General features: G+C 72.1%; 18 protein-coding genes. 2 read left to right on the forward strand and 16 right to left on the reverse strand.

Annotation, left to right across the window (positions count from 1 at the left end; all coding sequences use genetic code 11):
• Window positions 1-73 precede the first annotated feature (73 nt).
• The 10 genes from BO39_RS04680 to BO39_RS04725 form a co-directional block, all read right to left on the reverse strand.
• Window positions 74-529, reverse strand: coding sequence for a helix-turn-helix domain-containing protein (locus tag BO39_RS04680; RefSeq protein WP_043830561.1), 456 nt, complete (start codon window positions 527-529; stop codon window positions 74-76).
• 182 nt (window positions 530-711) lie between these two features.
• A complete protein-coding gene (gene lnt, locus BO39_RS04685; protein ID WP_052401501.1) occupies window positions 712-2,268 on the reverse strand; it encodes an apolipoprotein N-acyltransferase in 1,557 nt (518 codons plus the stop codon).
• Between the two features lie 10 nt (window positions 2,269-2,278).
• Complete coding sequence (locus BO39_RS04690) at window positions 2,279-3,253, reverse strand: hemolysin family protein (RefSeq protein WP_084697848.1); 975 nt, start codon at window positions 3,251-3,253, stop codon at window positions 2,279-2,281.
• Window positions 3,250-3,813 (reverse strand): rRNA maturation RNase YbeY, encoded by a 564-nt coding sequence (gene ybeY / locus BO39_RS04695; RefSeq protein ID WP_245614961.1) that lies wholly within the window; start codon window positions 3,811-3,813, stop codon window positions 3,250-3,252. Before ybeY ends, BO39_RS04690 begins: the two co-directional genes overlap by 4 nt.
• A gap of 7 nt (window positions 3,814-3,820) precedes the next feature.
• Window positions 3,821-4,864: a PhoH family protein gene (locus tag BO39_RS04700; RefSeq protein WP_043830889.1), complete on the reverse strand. Its 1,044-nt coding sequence runs from the start codon at window positions 4,862-4,864 to the stop codon at window positions 3,821-3,823.
• Window positions 4,865-4,896: 32 nt separating this feature from the next.
• Window positions 4,897-6,318, reverse strand: coding sequence for a tRNA (N6-isopentenyl adenosine(37)-C2)-methylthiotransferase MiaB (miaB, locus tag BO39_RS04705; protein ID WP_052401503.1), 1,422 nt, complete (start codon window positions 6,316-6,318; stop codon window positions 4,897-4,899).
• A 188-nt stretch (window positions 6,319-6,506) separates the two neighbouring features.
• On the reverse strand, window positions 6,507-7,427 hold the full coding sequence (locus BO39_RS04710; protein ID WP_043830564.1) for a lysophospholipid acyltransferase family protein: 921 nt from the start codon (window positions 7,425-7,427) through the stop codon (window positions 6,507-6,509).
• A 53-nt stretch (window positions 7,428-7,480) separates the two neighbouring features.
• Window positions 7,481-8,320, reverse strand: coding sequence for a GNAT family N-acetyltransferase (locus BO39_RS04715; RefSeq protein ID WP_052401506.1), 840 nt, complete (start codon window positions 8,318-8,320; stop codon window positions 7,481-7,483).
• The gene (locus BO39_RS04720) at window positions 8,317-8,853 is read right to left on the reverse strand and encodes a Fur family transcriptional regulator (RefSeq protein ID WP_420493633.1); all 537 of its coding nucleotides are present in this window, start codon (window positions 8,851-8,853) and stop codon (window positions 8,317-8,319) included. Before BO39_RS04720 ends, BO39_RS04715 begins: the two co-directional genes overlap by 4 nt.
• A 237-nt stretch (window positions 8,854-9,090) precedes the next feature.
• Complete coding sequence (locus BO39_RS04725; protein WP_043830568.1) at window positions 9,091-9,546, reverse strand: Ros/MucR family transcriptional regulator; 456 nt, start codon at window positions 9,544-9,546, stop codon at window positions 9,091-9,093.
• A gap of 149 nt (window positions 9,547-9,695) precedes the next feature.
• Between BO39_RS04725 and BO39_RS04730 the strand changes: the two genes are divergently transcribed.
• Window positions 9,696-9,968 carry a sulfurtransferase TusA family protein gene (locus BO39_RS04730; RefSeq protein WP_052401508.1) on the forward strand — a complete coding sequence of 91 codons (273 nt, stop codon included), beginning with the start codon at window positions 9,696-9,698 and terminating at the stop codon, window positions 9,966-9,968.
• On the opposite strand, the gene BO39_RS04735 is transcribed toward BO39_RS04730, so the two are convergent.
• The gene (locus BO39_RS04735; protein ID WP_043830571.1) at window positions 9,949-10,398 is read right to left on the reverse strand and encodes a GNAT family N-acetyltransferase; all 450 of its coding nucleotides are present in this window, start codon (window positions 10,396-10,398) and stop codon (window positions 9,949-9,951) included. The two genes, BO39_RS04730 and BO39_RS04735, sit on opposite strands and share 20 nt — an antisense overlap.
• Window positions 10,399-10,409: 11 nt before the next feature.
• On the reverse strand, window positions 10,410-11,048 hold the full coding sequence (gene tsaB / locus BO39_RS04740) for a tRNA (adenosine(37)-N6)-threonylcarbamoyltransferase complex dimerization subunit type 1 TsaB (protein ID WP_043830573.1): 639 nt from the start codon (window positions 11,046-11,048) through the stop codon (window positions 10,410-10,412).
• A 191-nt stretch (window positions 11,049-11,239) separates the two neighbouring features.
• Between tsaB and BO39_RS04745 the strand changes: the two genes are divergently transcribed.
• Window positions 11,240-12,478: a glycosyltransferase family 4 protein gene (locus BO39_RS04745; protein WP_043830575.1), complete on the forward strand. Its 1,239-nt coding sequence runs from the start codon at window positions 11,240-11,242 to the stop codon at window positions 12,476-12,478.
• Here BO39_RS04745 and BO39_RS04750 read toward each other — a convergent pair.
• The 4 genes from BO39_RS04750 to BO39_RS04765 all read right to left on the reverse strand — a co-directional run bounded on the left by BO39_RS04750 (window position 12,469) and on the right by BO39_RS04765 (window position 17,795).
• On the reverse strand, window positions 12,469-13,539 hold the full coding sequence (locus BO39_RS04750; RefSeq protein ID WP_043830576.1) for an SGNH/GDSL hydrolase family protein: 1,071 nt from the start codon (window positions 13,537-13,539) through the stop codon (window positions 12,469-12,471). The genes BO39_RS04745 and BO39_RS04750 overlap by 10 nt on opposite strands.
• 153 nt (window positions 13,540-13,692) lie before the next feature.
• Window positions 13,693-15,828: a methyl-accepting chemotaxis protein gene (locus BO39_RS04755; RefSeq protein WP_052401510.1), complete on the reverse strand. Its 2,136-nt coding sequence runs from the start codon at window positions 15,826-15,828 to the stop codon at window positions 13,693-13,695.
• A 123-nt stretch (window positions 15,829-15,951) separates the two neighbouring features.
• Complete coding sequence (locus tag BO39_RS33565; RefSeq protein ID WP_052401512.1) at window positions 15,952-16,350, reverse strand: MarR family winged helix-turn-helix transcriptional regulator; 399 nt, start codon at window positions 16,348-16,350, stop codon at window positions 15,952-15,954.
• 101 nt (window positions 16,351-16,451) lie between these two features.
• Entirely contained in the window at window positions 16,452-17,795 is a 1,344-nt protein-coding gene (locus tag BO39_RS04765; protein WP_043830581.1) for a Rieske 2Fe-2S domain-containing protein, read from the reverse strand.
• Window positions 17,796-17,919 lie beyond the last annotated feature (124 nt).

Here is a 17,919-nt window from a genome sequence, read left to right on the forward strand (position 1 = left end):
GGCGAATAGTGATGAGACAGGGCGGGAAGGGGAAGAACCCCTTCCTCCCCGCCGCAGAGCCGCCAGCGCCGCCCTATTCGGTGGGGGCAAGGCTCTTGATAAGGTCGAAGACGCGCTTGCGCACGCTCGGTTCGGTGATGCGGTAATAGGCGCGCACCAGCTCAAGTGTCTCGCGCCGGTGCATCGTGTCGTCCTCGAAGCCTTCCTGGCTTTCGGCGAAGCCAGCCAGGCGGGAGCGGATGCCGGTGGTCGCGCCGCTCATGCTGTCCGGCATGTCGTCGAAGAAGAAGCCGATGGGCACGTCGAGCACGCGGCCGAGGTCGAAGAGACGGCTCGCGCCGATGCGGTTCACGCCGCGCTCGTACTTCTGGACCTGCTGGAAGGTCAGGCCGAGGGCCTCGCCCAGCTTCTCCTGACTCATGCCCAGAAGGGTGCGCCTCAGCCGAACGCGGCTGCCCACATGCACGTCGATCGGGCTGGGGCGGTGCTCGGCTTTCTCAACTCGATCAAGCGACTCCTCACCAGCCATACGCGCCACTCCTCTTTGCACATACCAGGGGGCGGCGCACGTCTTGCACACCATGAGCGGTGCACGGCTCGCCCGCGCCCGTCATAGAACCCTGCAACGATCGAAACGACTTTGAACAGACACTAACGATTTGTCAACTCTTTCGAGGATTCCAATTATTGCGACAGGGCTGTTCAGGCCGCTCAGCTGCCGTGAACGGTGTTCCCCACAGATTCGTTGCGACGCGATTTCGTGTGCAAAAGGCCCGAAAACAGGGCCATGGCCGCGAGAAGCGCCGGGATCAGGAGACCGAAGCGGGAGAAGGGCGTCGGCTCGCCAGCGGCAGGAAGAGGCGAAAGGAGGAAACCGGTCTCGCCCAATCCGAGACTCGATAGTTCTCGCCCACGCGAATCGAAGGCCGCCGAGATGCCCGTCTGCGCGGCGCGGGCGAGCGGTAGGCCCTCCTCCACGGCGCGCAACCGAGCGGCCGCCAGGTGCTGGTGCGGCCCGGCCGATATGCCGAACCAGGCGTCGTTCGTAATGTTCAGCAACCATCCCGGGCGTTCCGCCCCGACGACCTCGCCGGGGAAGATCACCTCATAGCAGATAAGCGGCCCAGCTGCAGGAAGGCCAGGCAGCGCCAGCGCGACGGGGCCCGGCCCCGCCCCGAAATCCACCCCGCCGCGAATGACCCGGATCGGCAGCAGGCCGGAAAGCGGCATGTACTCGCCGAAGGGAACGAGGTGGGACTTGTCGTAGGTGGCGGCGATCACCCCGTCCGGCCCGAGGGCGACGAGGCTGTTGAAAAGCTTCGAGGGCCGCCGGTCCGGCCCCCATTCCGCCCGTACGGTGCCGGCGATCAGCAGCCCGCCCGGCGGCAGGGCGGCCGCGGCGAGGCGGCGGGCCTCCGTGTCGTCGGTCAGCAGGAAGGGGCTGGCGGTCTCCGGCCATATGACCACGGGGCGCGTGCCGGGGTGCTCCCGCAGGGCGGCCTGGGCGCCCTCGGCGCTCAACTCGAGATACCGGCGGAAGATCGGCACCCGCGTCTCCTCCCGCCACTTCGCCTCCTGCGCGACATTGCCCTGGACGAGCACGAGGGTGACGGGCAGAGCCGGCGGATCGGTGGGCGCCAGACGGGCAGCTCCGAAGGCAGCGAAGGCCGCCATGGCCAGGACGCCGCCGGCCATGGCGCGGCGGCCGAGCAGGGGCGTGCAGGCCAGCAGGACGGTCACCAGCGAGAGGCCGTGCACCCCGATCCAGGCGGCGCCCTGAATGGGCAGGGCGGCGAAAGCCCAGACGGTGCCGAGCAGGTTCCAGGGGAAGCCGGTGAAGGCCCAGCCCCGCACGAATTCCGCGAGCACCCAGCTACCGGCCAGCACCAGCACCCGCGGCCATCCCGGCGCCGCCCGCCAGGCGAGCACCGCGGGGATGGCCGTGTAGATCCCCATCCAGAGTGCCAGCAGGGGCACGGCCAACGGCACCAGCCACCAGAGCCGTTCCGCCTCCGTCAGGATGGAGTAGGTGATCCAGTAGAGGCCGGTGACGTGCATGCCCCAGCCGAAGGCCCAGCCGATTGCCGCCGCCCGCTTCCAGCTCTCGGCCCGCCCGAGCAGCAGCAGGAGGCCAGGGAAGGAAACCAGCAGCACCGGCAGGGCGAAGACCGGCGGCATGGCCAGGGAGGAGAGGGCACCGAGGCCGAAGGCCGCGGCGAGGGCGCGCCAGCCGGCGCGCGATTCCAGGTAGCCGGCCAGTCGCTGCAAGGGGGTCCGCCTATTCCGCCGCCTGGGAGGGGGCCTGGGGCGCGGTGGCGCCCGAATCGATGCCGGCGCCGGGCATCTCGATGGCGGGCGTCGCCGGGGCCGGGCGGCGGACCCGCAGGCGGCGGATCCGCCGGGGGTCGCTGTCCAGCACGCGGAACTCGATGCCCGAGGAGTGGGAGACGAGCTCGCCCCGCGCCGGTACGCGCCCGGCAAGGGTGAAGACGAGGCCGCCCACGGTGTCGATGTCCTGGTGCCGCTCCTCGTTGGTCAGCACCTCGCCGTAGCGGGTCTCGAAGGCCTCGATGGTCATGCGGGCGTCGAGGTCGAGGCTGCCGTCGGGGCGCTCCACCGCCTGGGGCGGGGCCTCCTCGTCGTGCTCGTCGGAGATGTCGCCGACGATGGTCTCGACGAGGTCCTCAATGGTCACCAGCCCGTCGATGCCGCCGTACTCGTCCACGACCAAGGCCATGTGCGTGCGGGCCTCGCGCATCTGCAGCAGCAGGTCCAGCACGGGCACCTGGGGCACCACGAAGAGCAGGGGGCGCAGCACCGCCTCAAGTGAGAAGGGGCCTTCCCTGCCGACGGCGGCGAAGACGTCCTTGATGTGGACCATGCCGCGGATGTCGTCGAGGTTCTCCCGGTAGATCGGGAAGCGGCTGTGGCCCTCGCGCTGGATGAGGCGGATCGACTCCTCCAGCGTCAGGTCGCAGGGCATGCCGATGATGTCGGCGCGCGGCAGCATGACATCCACCGCGGTCTTGTTCCGGAGCTTGAGGACGTTGCCAAGGATGACGCGCTCGTTCGCGTCCAGCGCGTCGGCCTCGGGGGCGGCGCCGTCCTCGCCCTCGCTCTCGACGAGGGCCTCGACCTGGTCGCGCACGCTCTCGGCCTCGCGCCGGCGGAGAAGGCTCTGGAAGCGCCAGAAGATGTTGTTGCGCTGGGCGCGCTCATGCGCCCGCTCGGAATGGCCGTTGCGCTCGCTCATGCCACGCCCCTCCAGGGATTGGGCAGGGCGAGACGGCGCATGATGCGCGCCTCCGCCCGCTCCATCCGGCGGGCCTCGCCGGCCCGGAGATGGTCATGGCCGGTGAGGTGCAGCACCCCGTGCGCCACGAGGTGGGAGAGATGGGCCATGACGCTGCGCCCGGCGGCGCGCGCTTCCCGCCGCACCGTGCCGAGCGCGAGCGCGACGTCCCCGGGCATGCCGGGGTGGAGCGGGGGGAAGGAGAGGACGTTGGTGGGCTTCACCTTGCCGCGGTGCTCGCCGTTGAGGCGCTTCACCTGGAGGTCGCCGGTCAGCAGCACCGTCACGGCGCCCTCGACGCCCGCCTCCTCGAAGGCGGCGGCGGCGGCGCGGCGCGCCACTTCCTCGACACGCGGCACGGCGGACCGCCAGGCGGGGTCCTCCAGCACAACGTCGATGTCATGCTCCCACCCGGGGAGGAACTCCCCGGGGGATTCTTCGTCCTCCGCGCCGGCGGCAGGGCCGCTCGGCGCAGGGTGGTTCGGCCCGGCGGGTCCTCCGCCGGGCGGGCGACTGCCCACCGCTTCCTTACTCCTTCAACCTCGCGCGCGCCGCACGGCCGTCGGCCGCCGCGGTCTCAGCCCGCCCATAAGCCGAGACGATCCGCCCGACCAGGGGGTGGCGCACCACGTCGTTCTCGGCGAAGCGGGTGATGCCGATCCCCTCCACCCCATCGAGAATGGAGAGGGCCTCCACCAGCCCTGATTTCTGCCCCGGCGGCAGGTCCACCTGGGAGGGGTCGCCGGTGATCACCATCCGCGTGCCCTCGCCCATGCGGGTGAGGAACATCTTCATCTGCGCGGGCGTCGTGTTCTGCGCCTCGTCCAGGATGGCGAAGGCGTGCGCGAGGGTGCGGCCGCGCATGAAGGCGAGCGGCGCGATCTCGATCTCCCCCGAAACCAGGCGACGCGCCACCTGGTCGGCCGGCATCATGTCGTGCAGGGCGTCGTAGAGGGGGCGGAGATAGGGATCGACCTTCTCCTTCATGTCGCCCGGCAGGAAGCCCAGCCGCTCCCCAGCCTCCACCGCGGGGCGGGAAAGGATGATCTTGTCCACCTGGTTTGCCATCAGCAGGGCCACGCCCTGGGCAACCGCGAGGTAGGTCTTGCCGGTGCCGGCGGGGCCGACGCCGAAGACCATCTCATGGCGCTGGAGCATGTCCATATAGGCGCCCTGGGCACGGCTGCGGGCCGCGATGGCGCCCTTGCGCGTGCGGATGGCGGGCATGTCGGCCAGCGGCAGGCGCGGGTCCTCCACGGGGCCGTCAGCCATGCGCAGCGCGGCCTCTACATCGGCCATTCCGGTCACTTCTCCCTTTTCCAGGCGCTGCCAGAGGGCGCGCAGGACCGATTCCGCGAGGCCCGTGCCCTCCGCGCCGCCCGAGATCGTCGCCCGGTTCCCGCGCGAGGCGATCCGAACCCCCAATCGCTGCTCGATCCGCGCGAGGTGCCGGTCGTGTTCCCCGTAGAGCAACGGCAGCAGCGCGTTGTCATCAAAGGTCACGGTGACCGTCCGCGGGGCATCCGGCGCGAAGGCCGGGTTGCGCGGAAGGGCGCGAGGGTCGGACCGCAAGGCGATGCCAGCGGCGGGGGCGGCGAGTTGGGTCAAGCGGCGGCAGACTCCTGGTGCGCCATGGTTGCAGAGAGTGAATTGGGGTGGGCGGCCCGCAATTGCATCGGAACCACCGCGCCCACCGGGGCTGCGCCTGTTGCATGAACAGGCTGGAGCCACGGGCTGCGGCCCGCCACCTGGCCGGGATGCCGCCCCGTGCCGGTGATCAGGACATCGACGACGCGCCCGACGACGGCGCGATTGAACCGGTCCTGCTGCTCCCGCAGCAGGGCCTGCAGGGTCTGCAGGCGCGCGTCCTTCTCCGCCTCCGGCACCGCGTTGGGCTGGCCGGCGGCTGGCGTGCCGGGGCGGGCGGAATACTTGAAGGAATAGGCGCCGGCGAAGCCAACCCGCTCCACCAGCCGCATGGTGGCCTCGAAGTCGGCGGCCGTCTCGCCGGGATGGCCGACGATGAAATCGGAGGTCAGCGCGATGTCGGGCCGCGCCTCGCGCAGCCGGTCCGCCAGCCGGAGGTAGAGGTCGGCCTTGTGACCCCGGTTCATCGCGGCCAGCACCCTGTCGGACCCGGACTGCACGGGGAGGTGCAGGTAGGGCATCAGGGCGGGGATGTCCCCGTGCGCGGCGATGAGGTCGTCGTCCATGTCGCGGGGGTGGCTCGTCGTGTAGCGCAGACGGGCAACGCCCGGGATTTCCGCCAGTTCCCGGAGCAGCCGCGCGAGGCGCCACTTCGCGCCGCTTTGTGCTTCCCCGGCCCAGGCATTCACGTTCTGGCCGAGCAGCGCGATCTCCCGCGCGCCGCCGGCGGCGAGCTGCCGCGCCTCGGCGATGATGGCCTCAGGCCCGCGCGAGAACTCGGCGCCGCGCGTGTAGGGCACCACGCAGAAGGAGCAGAACTTATCGCAGCCCTCCTGGATCGTCAGGAAGGCGACAGGGCCCTGGGAGGCGCGGGCCTCGGGCAGGTGGTCGAACTTGTCCTCCGCCGGGAAGTCCGTCTCGATCACCGCGCCGGCCGCGCGGGAGGCGCGCGCGACCATCTCGGGCAGGCGGTGATAGGTCTGCGGGCCGAGGACGATGTCCACCCAGGGCGCCCGGGCGGTGATCTCCGCCCCCTCCGCCTGGGCGACGCAGCCGGCGACGGCGATGACGGTCTGGCGCCCCTCGGCCGCGCGGGCCTTCTTCGTCTCGCGCAGGCGGCCTAGGTCGGAGAAGACCTTCTCGCTCGCCTTCTCGCGGATATGGCAGGTGTTGAGGATGACCATGTCGGCCTCCTCCGCGCTCTCCGTCGGCGCGTAGCCGAGGGGGGCGAGGATGTCGGCCATGCGCCCGCTGTCATAGACGTTCATCTGGCAGCCCCAGGTGCGGATCAGGAGCTTGCGCGCGGGCTTGGCGGCCGCGGTGGATGCCCCGGCGGGGGCCTGGGCGACGGCCGGAACCGGGCCGATGAGACTGCTCATATGGAGAGAAACCCCTCTAGCCCCGAGCGCCCACCGTGGGAGGGGGCTTCGGGATGGGGCGATGTGCGGCGCGCGGCCTTCGAGGTCAAGAAAGACCCGGGCGCGGGGGGTGGGGCGCGTCCATGTCGGTAGGTTCGCGGCAGGCTAGGATTCGCGTCAAGCGCGGCGACGGGCCGCCCGGGCCTTCGTCACGAGAGGTTCACCGCCAGCGGCCGCGCCTCGCGGTTCTGGCGCAGGGCCGAGGCGCCCTCGGCCACCACCGCCTCCGTCGCGGCGGCGAGTGACTTGCGGTTGGGGATGGCGCCCGGCGGCAGCGGGTCGTGCAGTACGATCGTGGCCCGCAGCCCGGCATGGCGCAGCAGCCACCAGGCATGGGGCGCGATGGACATGTTGCCGTACCAGGCGAAGACCGGCCGGTCGCGCCGGCAGGCCGGCAGGCCACCCAGACGGTCATAGACAACCGAGACAGGACGGATCGTCTCCGCCTTCTCGGCGACGGCGAGGAAGGAGGAGCGGAAGGGCAGCACCCGCGTGCCATCCGAGCTGGTTCCTTCCGGAAAAAGAATGAGAGAATCCCCGGCGGCCAGCCGCTCCTGCATCTCCCGCGCCTCGTCCCCCGTGCGGCGGCGGGAGCGGGAGACGAAGACCGTGCGGCCCAGCCGCGCCACCCATCCGATCAGCGGCCAACGCCCGATCTCCGCCTTCGAGACGAAGGCCGCCTCGAGCGCGCCGCCGAGCACGGGGATGTCGAGCCAGGAGGAGTGGTTGGAGAGATAGAGGGTGCGCGGCGCCGAGGAGCGTTCCCCCACCACCCGCACCCGCATCCCCATCAGGGTGCAGGCCACGCGCCAGTAGAGCCGCGCGAAAGCCACCTTGCCGCGCCCCGGCAGCAACAGCAGCACCGCCTGCACGGGCATGCAGAGGATGGTCCAGAGCACCGCGAGGAGGAGGCGCCGGATGGCGCGGAGGCGTCCGCCGAGGGGACGGTCCCCCATCACGTCGAAGGCCCGGCCGCCCGGCACGGCGCGGCGGAACTGAATAGGGGTGCGGCGGCGAAGGCGGCTGGGTGGGGCGAGCGCGAGGGCAGGGTCGCTGGGCAGGGCGTCCATCGCGCCGGGTTAGCCCGCTCGCCCCGCGGCGTCCATGGTGGCGCGTGCCGGCTTCAGGCGCCCAGTTCCGGCGGCGCGGCGTCGTCGTCGGGCTGGTGGCCGACCTTGCGCTCGTAGTGCTTGAGATACTTCGCCGTTACCTGGTCGGTCTTCACGACCACGCAGACATCGGTGGTGTTGAACTGCGGGTCCACCACCGCGCCGTCCCCGACGAAGCCCCCGAGACGGAGATAGCCCTTCACCAGTGGCGGCAGCCCGGCGAGCACACGGCGGGTGTCGATCGAGGAGGGCTCCACCCGGTCCATCGGCACGCGCAGCTCCGGCAGGGCGCACGGGCGCAGGGCGGGCGGTGCGAGGTGGTGGGCGTAGAGGTAGCTGAGCGATTCCGCCAGCGCGTCCGGGTCCGTGCCGGGCAGGGACGCGCAGCCGAACATGAGGGAGATGCGCCGCTGGAAGACATAGGCGGCGATGCCCTGCCAGAGGAGCTGGAGGGTGCCGCGGTTGCGGTACCGCTCGTCCACGCAGGAGCGGCCCAGTTCCAGCAGCCCGCCCTCCTGCGCGAGGATGGGGGAGAGGTCGTACTCGGAGGCGGAGTAGAAGCCGCCGACCCTCTCGGCCGCCGCGCGGGTGATCAGCCGATAGGTGCCGACCACCGACCGCGCGCCCTCGCCCCGGTCGTGGTCGAGGACGAGCAGGTGGTCGGCCACGGGGTCGTAGGCATCGACGTCGAGGCGCAAGGCCGCGGTGGCGGGGTCCGGGTGCGCGCCCATCTCCTCGTAGAAGACGCGCCAGCGGAGGGCCTGCGCCGCCTCGACCTCGGCCGCGTTCTCCGCGATGCGGACGCCGAGGGCGCCCGCGCGCAGCTCCCCCAGCCCGGCGGCAAGGCCTGTCATCCCCCGTCCTTCGGCGCGGCGGGGGCCTTGCCGGCCGCGCGGCGCTTGCCCTCGGGCGCGGGGGCGGCGCGCTTGCCGAAGAGCTCCAGCCGCTGCTGCACGAGGGTGAAGCCGTAGCGGGCGGCAATCCCCTGCACCAGACGCTCGAACTCCTCGTCCTCGAACTCGATGACGGTGCCGGTGTCCACGTCGATCAGGTGGTGGTGGTGGCCACGGTCCGCCGGGTCGTAGCGGGAGCGGCCGCCGCCGAAGTCGCGGCGCTCGAGGATGCCCTTCTCCTCCAGCAGCCGGACCGTGCGGTAGACGGTGGCGATGGAGACCTTGCTGTCGAGGGCGATGGCGCGGCGGTAAAGCTCCTCCACGTCCGGGTGGTCCTCGGCCTCGCTTAGGACCCGCGCGATCAACCGGCGCTGGCCGGTCATCTTCAGGCCGCGCTCGATGCACAGGCGCTCGATCCGGGTCGGATCCCCGCCATGCGGGCCCTTGCCGTGCGGCGCCTTGGTATGGGTGTCGGTGGCGTGGTCCATGGTCATCCCGTTCGGGCGGAGACTAGCCCGCGAGGGGCCCGGCGCCAAACGGAGCGCCGAACGGGGCAGGGGCGGCCCGCCCGCGCCGAGGCGGCCGGACCGTAACGATTGGCCTTCGCAGGCCGTGGCGAGGCACCGCGCCCGGTGGCTTGGTGCGGCGCCCTGGTGGAGAGGGCGCGCCGGGCTGGATGACCCGGCCGACGAACGTGCGCCGCCGGTGCCTGGCTAGGCCTGCGGCAGGCGCTACTCCTTCGCGCCGCGGCTGCGGCGGGTCGAGCGCGGGCGGGTGCCGAGGCCGATCTTCTTGGCGAGGGAGGAGCGGTGCTCGGCATAGGCGGGCGCGACCATCGGGTATTCGGGCGGAAGGTTCCAGCGCTCCCGATACTGGTCGGGCGTCATGTTGTACGCGGTCTTGAGATGCCGCTTCAGCATCTTGAGCTTCTTCCCGTCCTCGAGGCAGACGAGATACTCGGGCGTCACGCTCTTCTTCACGGCGACGGCGGGCTCGGGCCGCGTGGGCGCCGGGGCTTCCTGCACCCGGCCGAGGCCGGCCAGGGTGCGGTGGACGTTCTCGATCAGGCCCGAGAGTTCCGTCAGCGGGACGGGATTGTTGGAGACATGCGCCGCCACGATCTGCGCCGTCAGCCCCAGAACGCCGGAGTCCGTGCTTTCCCGGGCATTGGCCGTGCTGTCCGGCATGACGATCTCCTGCGTGTCAGTGTTCGATGGACGGTATGCACTGTTGAGACTGGACGGGGACTTTGTGGCAACCCGATTCGCAACTGATCTACATCGCCTACCGCTTCCATAACAGAGAAAGGTTAAGGGTGACAGATATGACGCAAGAAATGATCGGCGCGGGAGTGGGTGGAAATGCCGCGGGGACTTGCGAAGCAGGGGTCACGCTCGACATCACTCGCGACTCCTGCCCCATGACCTTCGTCCGCACCCGCCTCGCTCTCGACCGCATGGCGGCCGGCGAGGTGCTGCTCGTGCTGCTGCGAGGGGATGAGCCGCGGCGCAACGTTCCGCGCACGGCGGAGGAGCAGGGGCACCGGGTGCTCGGGATGGAGGAGGCGGCGGACGGCACCGCCCGCCTGCTCATCCGGAAGGGGGGGTGATTCGCAACACCAGCGCGTCGCTGCGATCAGGATAGTAACGACGCCGCCGCCCGACCGGCTCGGCCCCCGCCCGGGCATAGAGAGCGCGCGCGGGAGCGTTGCGCTCGGACACCTCCAGGAAGAGGACGGTTGCGCCGCGCCGGGTGACCTCGGCCAGCGCGGCGCCCAGCAGGGCGGCGCCCAGGCCGGTCCGCTGCGCCGCGGGATCGACGGCGATGGTGAGGATCTCCGCCTCCCCCGCCACGGCGCGGGCGAGGACGAAGCCGGCGGGCCCGGCCACCCTTTCCACCACCAGGCCGAAGGCGCCCTCAAGCCCGAGCATGAGGCGGATGGCGGACTCGCCCCAGCGCTCCTCCGGCGGGAAAGCCGCGGCGTGCAGGGCGGCCAGGACGGGCACCTCGGCGGGTTCAGCAGGGCGCGGCGGGGACATCCTGGCCTCTGTCACGGGCTCGCGGGCGCGGGGCGCAAGGCAAGCGGCTCGGCATAGATCGGCGCCGCAGGGCGCGCCCGGCCCTCCGCCAGGGCGCGGGCGGCGGCGGCGGCGAGGGCGGCCGCATCGGGCAGCCGCCCGTTCGAGAGCAGCGCGTCCGCCCCCCGCGCGCGCAGCCGGGCCGCGGCCTGAGGCGCGGCGTCCCCCACCAGCACCACGGGGCCGGGCGGCAGGGGAAGGGCGGCTTCCTCCAGCAGCAGCGGCGCCTCGCCGGGACGTTCGAGGACGAGGCCGCCGCGGCCGGCGGTGGTGACGGACCAGACCGCGCGCCCCGCGGCCTGCCCGGGCGGGAGCGCGGCCGCCAGCGCCTCCCCGGTGGTCACGCCGTGGCAGGGCACGCCCCAGCCTGCCGCGAGGCCCTGCCCGAGCGCGAGGGCGGCGCGGATGCCCGTGAAGCCGCCGGGGCCGACGCCCACCGCCACCGCATCGGGCGCGCGCGTGCCGGGCGGGAGCACCTCGGCCGCGAGGGCGGGCAGGGCCGCGGGCTGGCCGCGCGCGCCTTCCCGCCGAGCGGCGGCGAGCACCGTCCCGTCCTCCCAGAGCGCCGCCGAGGCGCTCGCCAATGCGCCGTCCAGGGCCAGCAGCCGCATCGCGCGAATCCTTCCGATCGGCCCCGAATGTGTCAGCGCCGCGCGGCGCGGGCCATGCCCGGGCGTCATGGCCCGGTTGTGCCCCCGATTGTGTCACGCGGGCCTGCGCGACAGACTGCGGGCACGACAAAGGGGTTGGGCGTGCGCATGGGCAGGGGCGGGAAGGTGCGGTTCCTCCGCGGGATGGCCGCGTGAAGGTTCTCCTCGTTCACCCGAACTTCCCGGGGCAGTACGCGCATATCCTCCCCTTTCTGGCGTCCCGGCCGGGCACGCGGGTGGCCGGGATCGGGGCGCGCACCTTCCCCGTGCCGGAAGGGGTGGACCTTCGCGTCTACGACCCGCCGGCCCCGCCGGGCGATGAGGTGCCGCCGCGCCTGCGCCCCACCCAGGCCGCTCTCGCGCGCGCCGAGCGCGTGGCGCGCCTCGGGCTCGATCTGCGGCGCGATGGCTTCGTGCCGGACGTGGTGCTCGGCCATATCGGCTGGGGCGACACGATCTTCCTCAAGGACATCTTCCCCGAGGCGCCGCTGCTGCTCTACGCGGAGTTCTTCTACAGCGCGACGGGCGCCGATGTCGGGCACGAGCCCGGCAAGCCCTCCACGTTGCAGGACGCGCTGCGCGTGCGCTCAATGAACATGCCGTTCCTTTCCTCGATGCAGGCGGCGGACTGGGGCGCGGTGCCGACGCGCTGGCAGCGCGACCGCTTCCCCGAGTGGTTCCGCAACCGCCTGAGCCTCATGCACGAGGGGATCGATACGGAGATCTGCCGCCCCGATCCGGAGGCGCGCTTCGCCCTGCCGGACGGCACGGTGCTGCGGCCGGGCGACGAGGTCGTGACCTATGTCGCGCGCGGCCTCGAGCCCTATCGCGGCTTCCCGACCTTCATGCGCGCCCTGCCCGCACTTCTTGCGGCGCGGCCGGGGGCGCGCGTGGTGATCGTGGGGGACGACAAGGCAAGCTACGGCCGCGCGCCCGCGGGCTTCGCGAACTGGCGGGAGGCGATGCTGGCGGAGGTGGGGCCGCTGGACCCCGCGCGCGTGCACTTCCTCGGCCGCATCCCGCACCCGGCGCTGCACGCGCTGTTCCGCGTCTCGGCCGTGCATATCTACCTGACGGTGCCCTTCGTCCTCTCCTGGAGCGTGCTGGAGGCGATGGCCTGCGGGGCGCTGATCCTCGGCTCCGCGACGCCGCCGGTGCAGGAGGTGGTGGAGGACGGCGTGAACGGACTGCTGACCGACCTCTACGATGCGCCGGCCCTTGCACGCCGCATGGCCGAGGCGCTGGCCGACCCCGCGCGCCACGCTCCGCTGCGGGCGGCGGCGCGACGGACCGTGGAGAAGCGCTTCGACCTCCGCCGCATCTGCCTGCCGCGGCAGGTGGCGGTGATCGAGGCGCTGGCGGCGCGGCGCCGGCCGCTGACCTACGCCTGAGCGCTGGCGGCCTTCCGGCGGCGCCGGGCGAGGCCCGCGGTGCCGACAAGGCCGGTGGCGAGCAGCGCCAGGCTCGACGGCTCAGGCACCTTCACCGCCAGCGCGCTCTCGAAGCCCTGCGCCCAGAGGGCATGGACCTTGGCGGTGGGGTGGATGGCGTCCCAGAAGGCCAAGCTGTCGATGTTCGCGGCGCCGGGGCCGCATTGCGGCGTGGTCGCCGCCGAGAGCGGGGTGCCGAGGTAGCAGGGGTTCGTCGCGTCGGTGAGGCCGTAGCTGGCGCCGTTCGCGAGAAGGGAGGTGTTGTAGCTGGCGAGATCGAACTGGATCACGCTGGTGCCGGGCGGCAGGGACAGGCCGGCCAGCCCGGTGGCCAGGCCCGTGTTGTAGGCCTGGGTGAGGAGCGTGGCCGTCGGCGCCAGGCTTGGGCTGCCGAGCGCGAATTCCGGGATGGCGCCGATATTCGGTGCGTTGACGACGAGGAGGTTCCGCGCGCCCTCGGCGATGAGCGCGCCCACGGCGGCGACCTCTGCCTGGACGCCGGCCGTGATGGCGGCGGCGCCGGTGCCCTGCCGGGCCGCGTTGCGCACATCGTTCCCGCCGATCGCCACGAGGTAGAGCGCGTTCGGGTCGGCCACGAAGCCGGTGGAGAGGCTGAAGGCCGCCACCTGCTGCGGCAGGTTGATGGCGGGCGGGCCGCCGACCGCGCTGGCGGCGGCGGTGGCCCCCGCGACGGCGAAGTTGGTGCCGGGCGTGTAGGCGCTTCCGCCGAAGAGGTTGAAGGCGTCCTGTCCCCCCGTGACCCAGAGGGAGGGGGTGAGCGACAGGCCATAGCTGTTCGCGAGGAGCTGGGCGGCGACGGGGCCGTTGGTGAAGCTGTTGTTGTAGCTCGGCGGGTTCGGCAGGTTCTGGCGGTAGAGGATCTCGGCGAGGTTGCCGTTGTCCGAAAGGCTGTCGCCAAAGACGTAGAGCGCCGAGTAGGGCGCCGCCTCGGCCGGCAGGGCACTTGCCAACAACCCCGCCAGCATCGTGGAGGCGGCGAGGAGGGCGGGGCGGACGGACATGAGTTTATCTCAGGATTATGTCCCCCCGCGGTAACGCCCCGCCGCGGCCGGCGCAACCGCCCCGGCCGCTCGCAGCGGCCTATCTCCCCTAATGCGCGAGGGGAAACGCCCGGCCACGGAGGATCATTCCTGCGTGAGCCGGGTCGCGGTGCCTCAGCCGGCGGCGCGCAGGCGGGAGGCAAGGCTTTCGACAGCGCCTCTCAGGGCCTCGCCGTGCTGGGAGACCTCGCCGATGGCGTCGCCCAGGGCCGACATGGCGGCGGTGGTCTCCTGGGCGCCGCGGCCCACCTCCGCCACCCGCTCCGAGACGGCGCCGGTGCCCTGCGCGGCCTCGGCGACGTTGCGCGCGATCTCGCGGGTTGTGGCGCCCTGCTGCTCCACCGCCGCGGCGATGGCGGCCGCGATCTGGCTCGACCGGTCCACGGTGGCGCCGATGCCCTGGATCGCCCCGACCGCCAGCTCGGTCGCGGCCTGCATCTCGGCAATCTGGCGCCCGATCTCGTCGGTGGCCTTGGCCGTCTGCGCGGCGAGCGACTTCACCTCGGATGCGACGACCGCGAAGCCCTTTCCGGCCTCGCCGGCGCGCGCGGCCTCGATCGTCGCGTTCAGGGCGAGAAGGTTCGTCTGGCCGGCGATATCGCCGATCAGGCGCACCACCTCGCCGATCCGCTGCGCGGCCTCGCTCAGCCCGCGCACGGTGGCGTCGCTGGCGCTCGCCTCGGCGGCGGCGCGCTGGGCGACGGTCGCGGCCTCGGTGACCTGGCGGGTGATCTCGCCGACCGTCGCGGCCATCTCCTCGGCGGCGGCGGCGACGGTCTGGACATTCGCGCTCGCCTGGCCGGCGCCGAGGGCGGCGGAGCCCGCCTCCTCCGCGGTGCGCTTGGCCGTGGCGGCGGCATCGCCGGAGGACTGGCGCATGGAGGTGGCTGAGGCGGCGAGCGCGGCCGCGACCCCGCCGAGCGAGCGCTCCACCTCCTCGGCCAGGACGGCCTGGTTCCGGCGGCGGTCGACCTCGGCCGAATCGCGAAGCTGCGCCGCCTCGCCTTCCAGCGCGCGGGCCCGGCGCGAGTTCTCGCGCAGAACAGAGAGGGCCTTGCCGAGCCGGCCGACCTCGTCGGCGCGGCCGGTCATCGGCAGCGCGGCTTCCAGGTCGCCGTCCGCCAGGCGCTGCGTGGCCGTGGCCAGGGCGGAGAGCGGGCTGGTCACGCGGCGCAGCACGATCCAGGCGGCGCCCAGGGTGGTGAGCAGCGACAGGGCGAGCAGGGAGAGGGCGAGGGTGAGATGCGCGCGCGCCTCGGAGACCTGCGTGGCGGCGCGCGCCTGGCTGGCCTGCCCACCCGCATGCATCACTGCGAGCAGCGTGCCGATCTGCCGCGTGGACGTCTCCACGTAGTTAGCGGCGGTCATCGGGTAGCGGCCGGCCTCCGTGGCGCCGGCTCGCACCAACTCGTCGGAAAGCTTGCGGAAGTTCTCGAAATACTCCCGCCGCGCCGTGGCCATGGCCGCGCGAAGGGCCGGGTCGGTGGCCGCATCGGCCTCCGGCGCCAGGTTCCGCAGCATTTCCCACAGCAGGTCCACCCGCGTGCGGCTCGCTGCGTTGGCGGCGATCCTGTCGGCCGCCACCGGCTGGCCCGCGGTGATGGTCGAGGCGATGTTCGAGCGCTCGACGCCCGAGATATCGCGCATGCGCCAGCCCAACTCCTTGACCACGGCCAGACGGGCGAGCACGGGATCGGCGGCGGCCACGGCGTGCGAGGCCGTGAACCAGACATCGACGGCGGCACTCACCGAGGCGTTGATCGTCGGGATGTAATCGCGGAGCAGCGCCTGCTCGCGCTGGTCACGAGGAAGGCGGATGGCGGCGTCGGCACGCTTCCTGATCTCGTTGGCGTTGTCCAGCGCCGCGCGCAGCTTGCCCAGCAGGGCGTCCCGGTCGGGGAAAACCTGCGCCGAGAGGACTTCGAGCCCTGGTCCGAAATTCGCCGCGACGGCGGCGCGGCGGGTCTCGATCTCGCGCAGCACGGCCGCATCGGCAGGGCCCGCGGCCTGGAGAGCGTTGTTGGTCGTCAAGCGCTCCATCAGCACCTCGAAGAGGCCTGCAGCGAACTGGTTCGCACCCCGGTCCGCCTTGCGCGCAGCCTCCGCCTGCCGCAGCACGCCCACGTCCTCCACCGCGTGCCAGCCCAGACCACCGGCGGCGAGCAGGGAGAGCGCGCAGACCGTGCCGAGAAGGGAGGAGCGGATGGACAGCGCGCGGGAGGGTAATCCGGAAGCGGGTGCTGGGGGCATTATGGTTCCTGGTGCCGTTTGGATGGCTGCCGGGGCAATCTGGAGAGGAGTCACTTCCGGACGGTAAACAAGGTGCGGTCTCCCGCGCCTTTGCTGGCCTTGGGCAGGGCCGGCAGCGCGTGCCTAGTCCCCCGCCGGGAAGTTCGCCCGCGCCCGCCGCAGCAGGGCGCGCAGCATCCGCGCCTCGTCCTCCGACAGATTCCTCGTGGCCAGGGCGTTCACCTCATGCGCCTCCGGCACCAGCACCTCGCGCAGGTCCCGGCCGGCCGCCGTAAGGAAGATATGGACCTTTCGCTTGTCGGTCTCGGACCGCACGCGGTGGATCCAGCCCTGGGCCTCGATGCCGCGCAGCGCGATCACCGCGGTCGGCTCCATCATGCCGACGCGGCGGGCGAGGTCGCGCTGGGTGATCCCGTCCTCCTCCCACAGCACGCGGAGGAAGTACCAGGCGCCCGGCGCCACCCCGTGCGGCTGCAGCCGCGCCTGGAGGTGGCGCTGGATCGCGCGGTTGAGGTCGCGCACGAGAAAGCCGACGCTCTGCTCGAAGGGCAGGGGGTCGATGCGGCCTTCCGCCGCTGGCGCCGCGGCCGGAACCCGGGCCGCGGCGGAGGAGAGGGGCGGGCTCAGGCGACGGCGGCCTGGGCCATCTCCTTCTCCTCGGGTTCCTCCTCCATGCCCGTGAGGTAGGCGGCCTCCTCCTCCGAGGCGCCGAGGGTGCGCCAGTCCTCGGTCTTGGGCACGACGCCCTGGTAGGAGCGGAGCTTCGAGGTCGGCAGGTGCGGCGCCTCGAGACCGATCGGCGCCGCGCCGGCCTCGTGGCGCGCGACGGCGTCGAGCATGATGCGGCGGAACTGGATCACCGCGATGTCGCTCGCCCCCAGCCGCTCGCTCGTGCGGTCGGCGATCCGGCCCATCGACTCCCACATCGCGATGTCCTGGTTGGGGATGCCCGGGATGCCCGTGAAGGAGTCGCCGGTCTTCATCAGCTCGCGGTCCTGCAGGTAGTCGTTGGAGGCGTGCCGCTTCATGGGGCGGAACTCCGCGTCCACATCCACGCCCACCTCGGCCACGCAGAACTTGCGCCAGGCCTCGGGCGAGATGTTCTGGCGCCCCTCCTCGGTCCAGGCGATGAAGTGGAAATAGGTGCTGTGGTCATCGCGCGGCACGATGACGCTGGCGACGTTGTAGGAGGAGTTCGGCGGGATCAGCGCGGTGAAGGGCGCGACGAAGGTGGTGATGCGCACGTAATCCTGCGTCGCCGCGTTCATGATCGGCCGACGGATCGCGGCGTAGCGCATGCCGTAGTTGGTGACCTGCACCTGGATGCGCGGGTTCTTGTCGGTGGAGGGGCGAACCCAGTGGGTGTCGAGCGCCTTCGCCTCGCCCCGCGCCGGCCGCATGTCCGAGGAGTGGAGCGAGGAGGAGTGGGCGCTGTCGATCTGCCCCTCCATGATCTGCGCCCAGTTGCAGGGCAGCTCGATCCGGATGGCCGAGACGTTGGCGCCGGGCGTGGGCGCCCAGGCCGGCTGCTCGAATTCCGGCATCTCCTCGGGCTTGCCCATATAGACCCAGATGAAGCCGCCGGCCTCGCGCACGGGATAGGCCTTCTGCTTCACGCGCTCGGCGAAGCTGCTCTCCTTCGGCTCGGAGGGCATGTCCACGACGTTGCCCTCCACGTCGAACTTCCAGCCGTGATAGAGGCAGCGCAACCCGCAGTTCTCGTTGCGGCCGAAGGCAAGCGAGGCCTTGCGGTGCGCGCAGAACTCGCCGAGCACGCCGAGCCGGCCCTCGCTGTCGCGGAAGGCGACGAGCTTCTCGCCGAAAAGAGTGACGCGGGCAGGCTTGCCGTCGCGCTCCGCCACCTGCTCGGAGAGGAGGGCGGGCACCCAGTGGCGGCGCATCAGGCGGCCCATGGGGGCATCGCCCTCGACGCGGCAAAGGGTCTCGTTCTCGGCGGCGGTCAGCATGGGGCGGGGGCTCCGTAAGGGGCGGCCAGAACGCGGGAGGGGCCGGCAAGTAGTTAGGACCCTAAGTTTATGCGCGGCGTCCGACGGGTCAAGGAGAAACGGCACGTACCGGGAAGTGCCCTCC

This window comes from Roseomonas aerilata DSM 19363 (genome assembly GCF_000711725.1).
Classification (GTDB): Bacteria; Pseudomonadota; Alphaproteobacteria; order Acetobacterales; family Acetobacteraceae; genus Roseomonas; species Roseomonas aerilata.

Excerpts from the sequence above, each read along its gene's own strand:
- BO39_RS04680 (WP_043830561.1), bottom strand. The coding sequence starts at position 529 with ATGGCTGGTGAGGAGTCGCTTGATCGAGTTGAGAAAGCCGAGCACCGC.
- BO39_RS04690 (WP_084697848.1), bottom strand. The coding sequence starts at position 3,253 with ATGAGCGAGCGCAACGGCCATTCCGAGCGGGCGCATGAGCGCGCCCAG.
- miaB (WP_052401503.1), bottom strand. The coding sequence starts at position 6,318 with ATGAGCAGTCTCATCGGCCCGGTTCCGGCCGTCGCCCAGGCCCCCGCC.
- BO39_RS04710 (WP_043830564.1), bottom strand. The coding sequence starts at position 7,427 with ATGGACGCCCTGCCCAGCGACCCTGCCCTCGCGCTCGCCCCACCCAGC.
- BO39_RS04715 (WP_052401506.1), bottom strand. The coding sequence starts at position 8,320 with ATGACAGGCCTTGCCGCCGGGCTGGGGGAGCTGCGCGCGGGCGCCCTC.
- BO39_RS04720 (WP_420493633.1), bottom strand. The coding sequence starts at position 8,853 with ATGACCATGGACCACGCCACCGACACCCATACCAAGGCGCCGCACGGC.
- BO39_RS04725 (WP_043830568.1), bottom strand. The coding sequence starts at position 9,546 with ATGCCGGACAGCACGGCCAATGCCCGGGAAAGCACGGACTCCGGCGTT.
- BO39_RS04730 (WP_052401508.1), top strand. The coding sequence starts at position 9,696 with ATGATCGGCGCGGGAGTGGGTGGAAATGCCGCGGGGACTTGCGAAGCA.
- BO39_RS04735 (WP_043830571.1), bottom strand. The coding sequence starts at position 10,398 with ATGTCCCCGCCGCGCCCTGCTGAACCCGCCGAGGTGCCCGTCCTGGCC.
- tsaB (WP_043830573.1), bottom strand. The coding sequence starts at position 11,048 with ATGCGGCTGCTGGCCCTGGACGGCGCATTGGCGAGCGCCTCGGCGGCG.
- BO39_RS04750 (WP_043830576.1), bottom strand. The coding sequence starts at position 13,539 with ATGTCCGTCCGCCCCGCCCTCCTCGCCGCCTCCACGATGCTGGCGGGG.
- BO39_RS04755 (WP_052401510.1), bottom strand. The coding sequence starts at position 15,828 with ATGCCCCCAGCACCCGCTTCCGGATTACCCTCCCGCGCGCTGTCCATC.
- BO39_RS04765 (WP_043830581.1), bottom strand. The coding sequence starts at position 17,795 with ATGCTGACCGCCGCCGAGAACGAGACCCTTTGCCGCGTCGAGGGCGAT.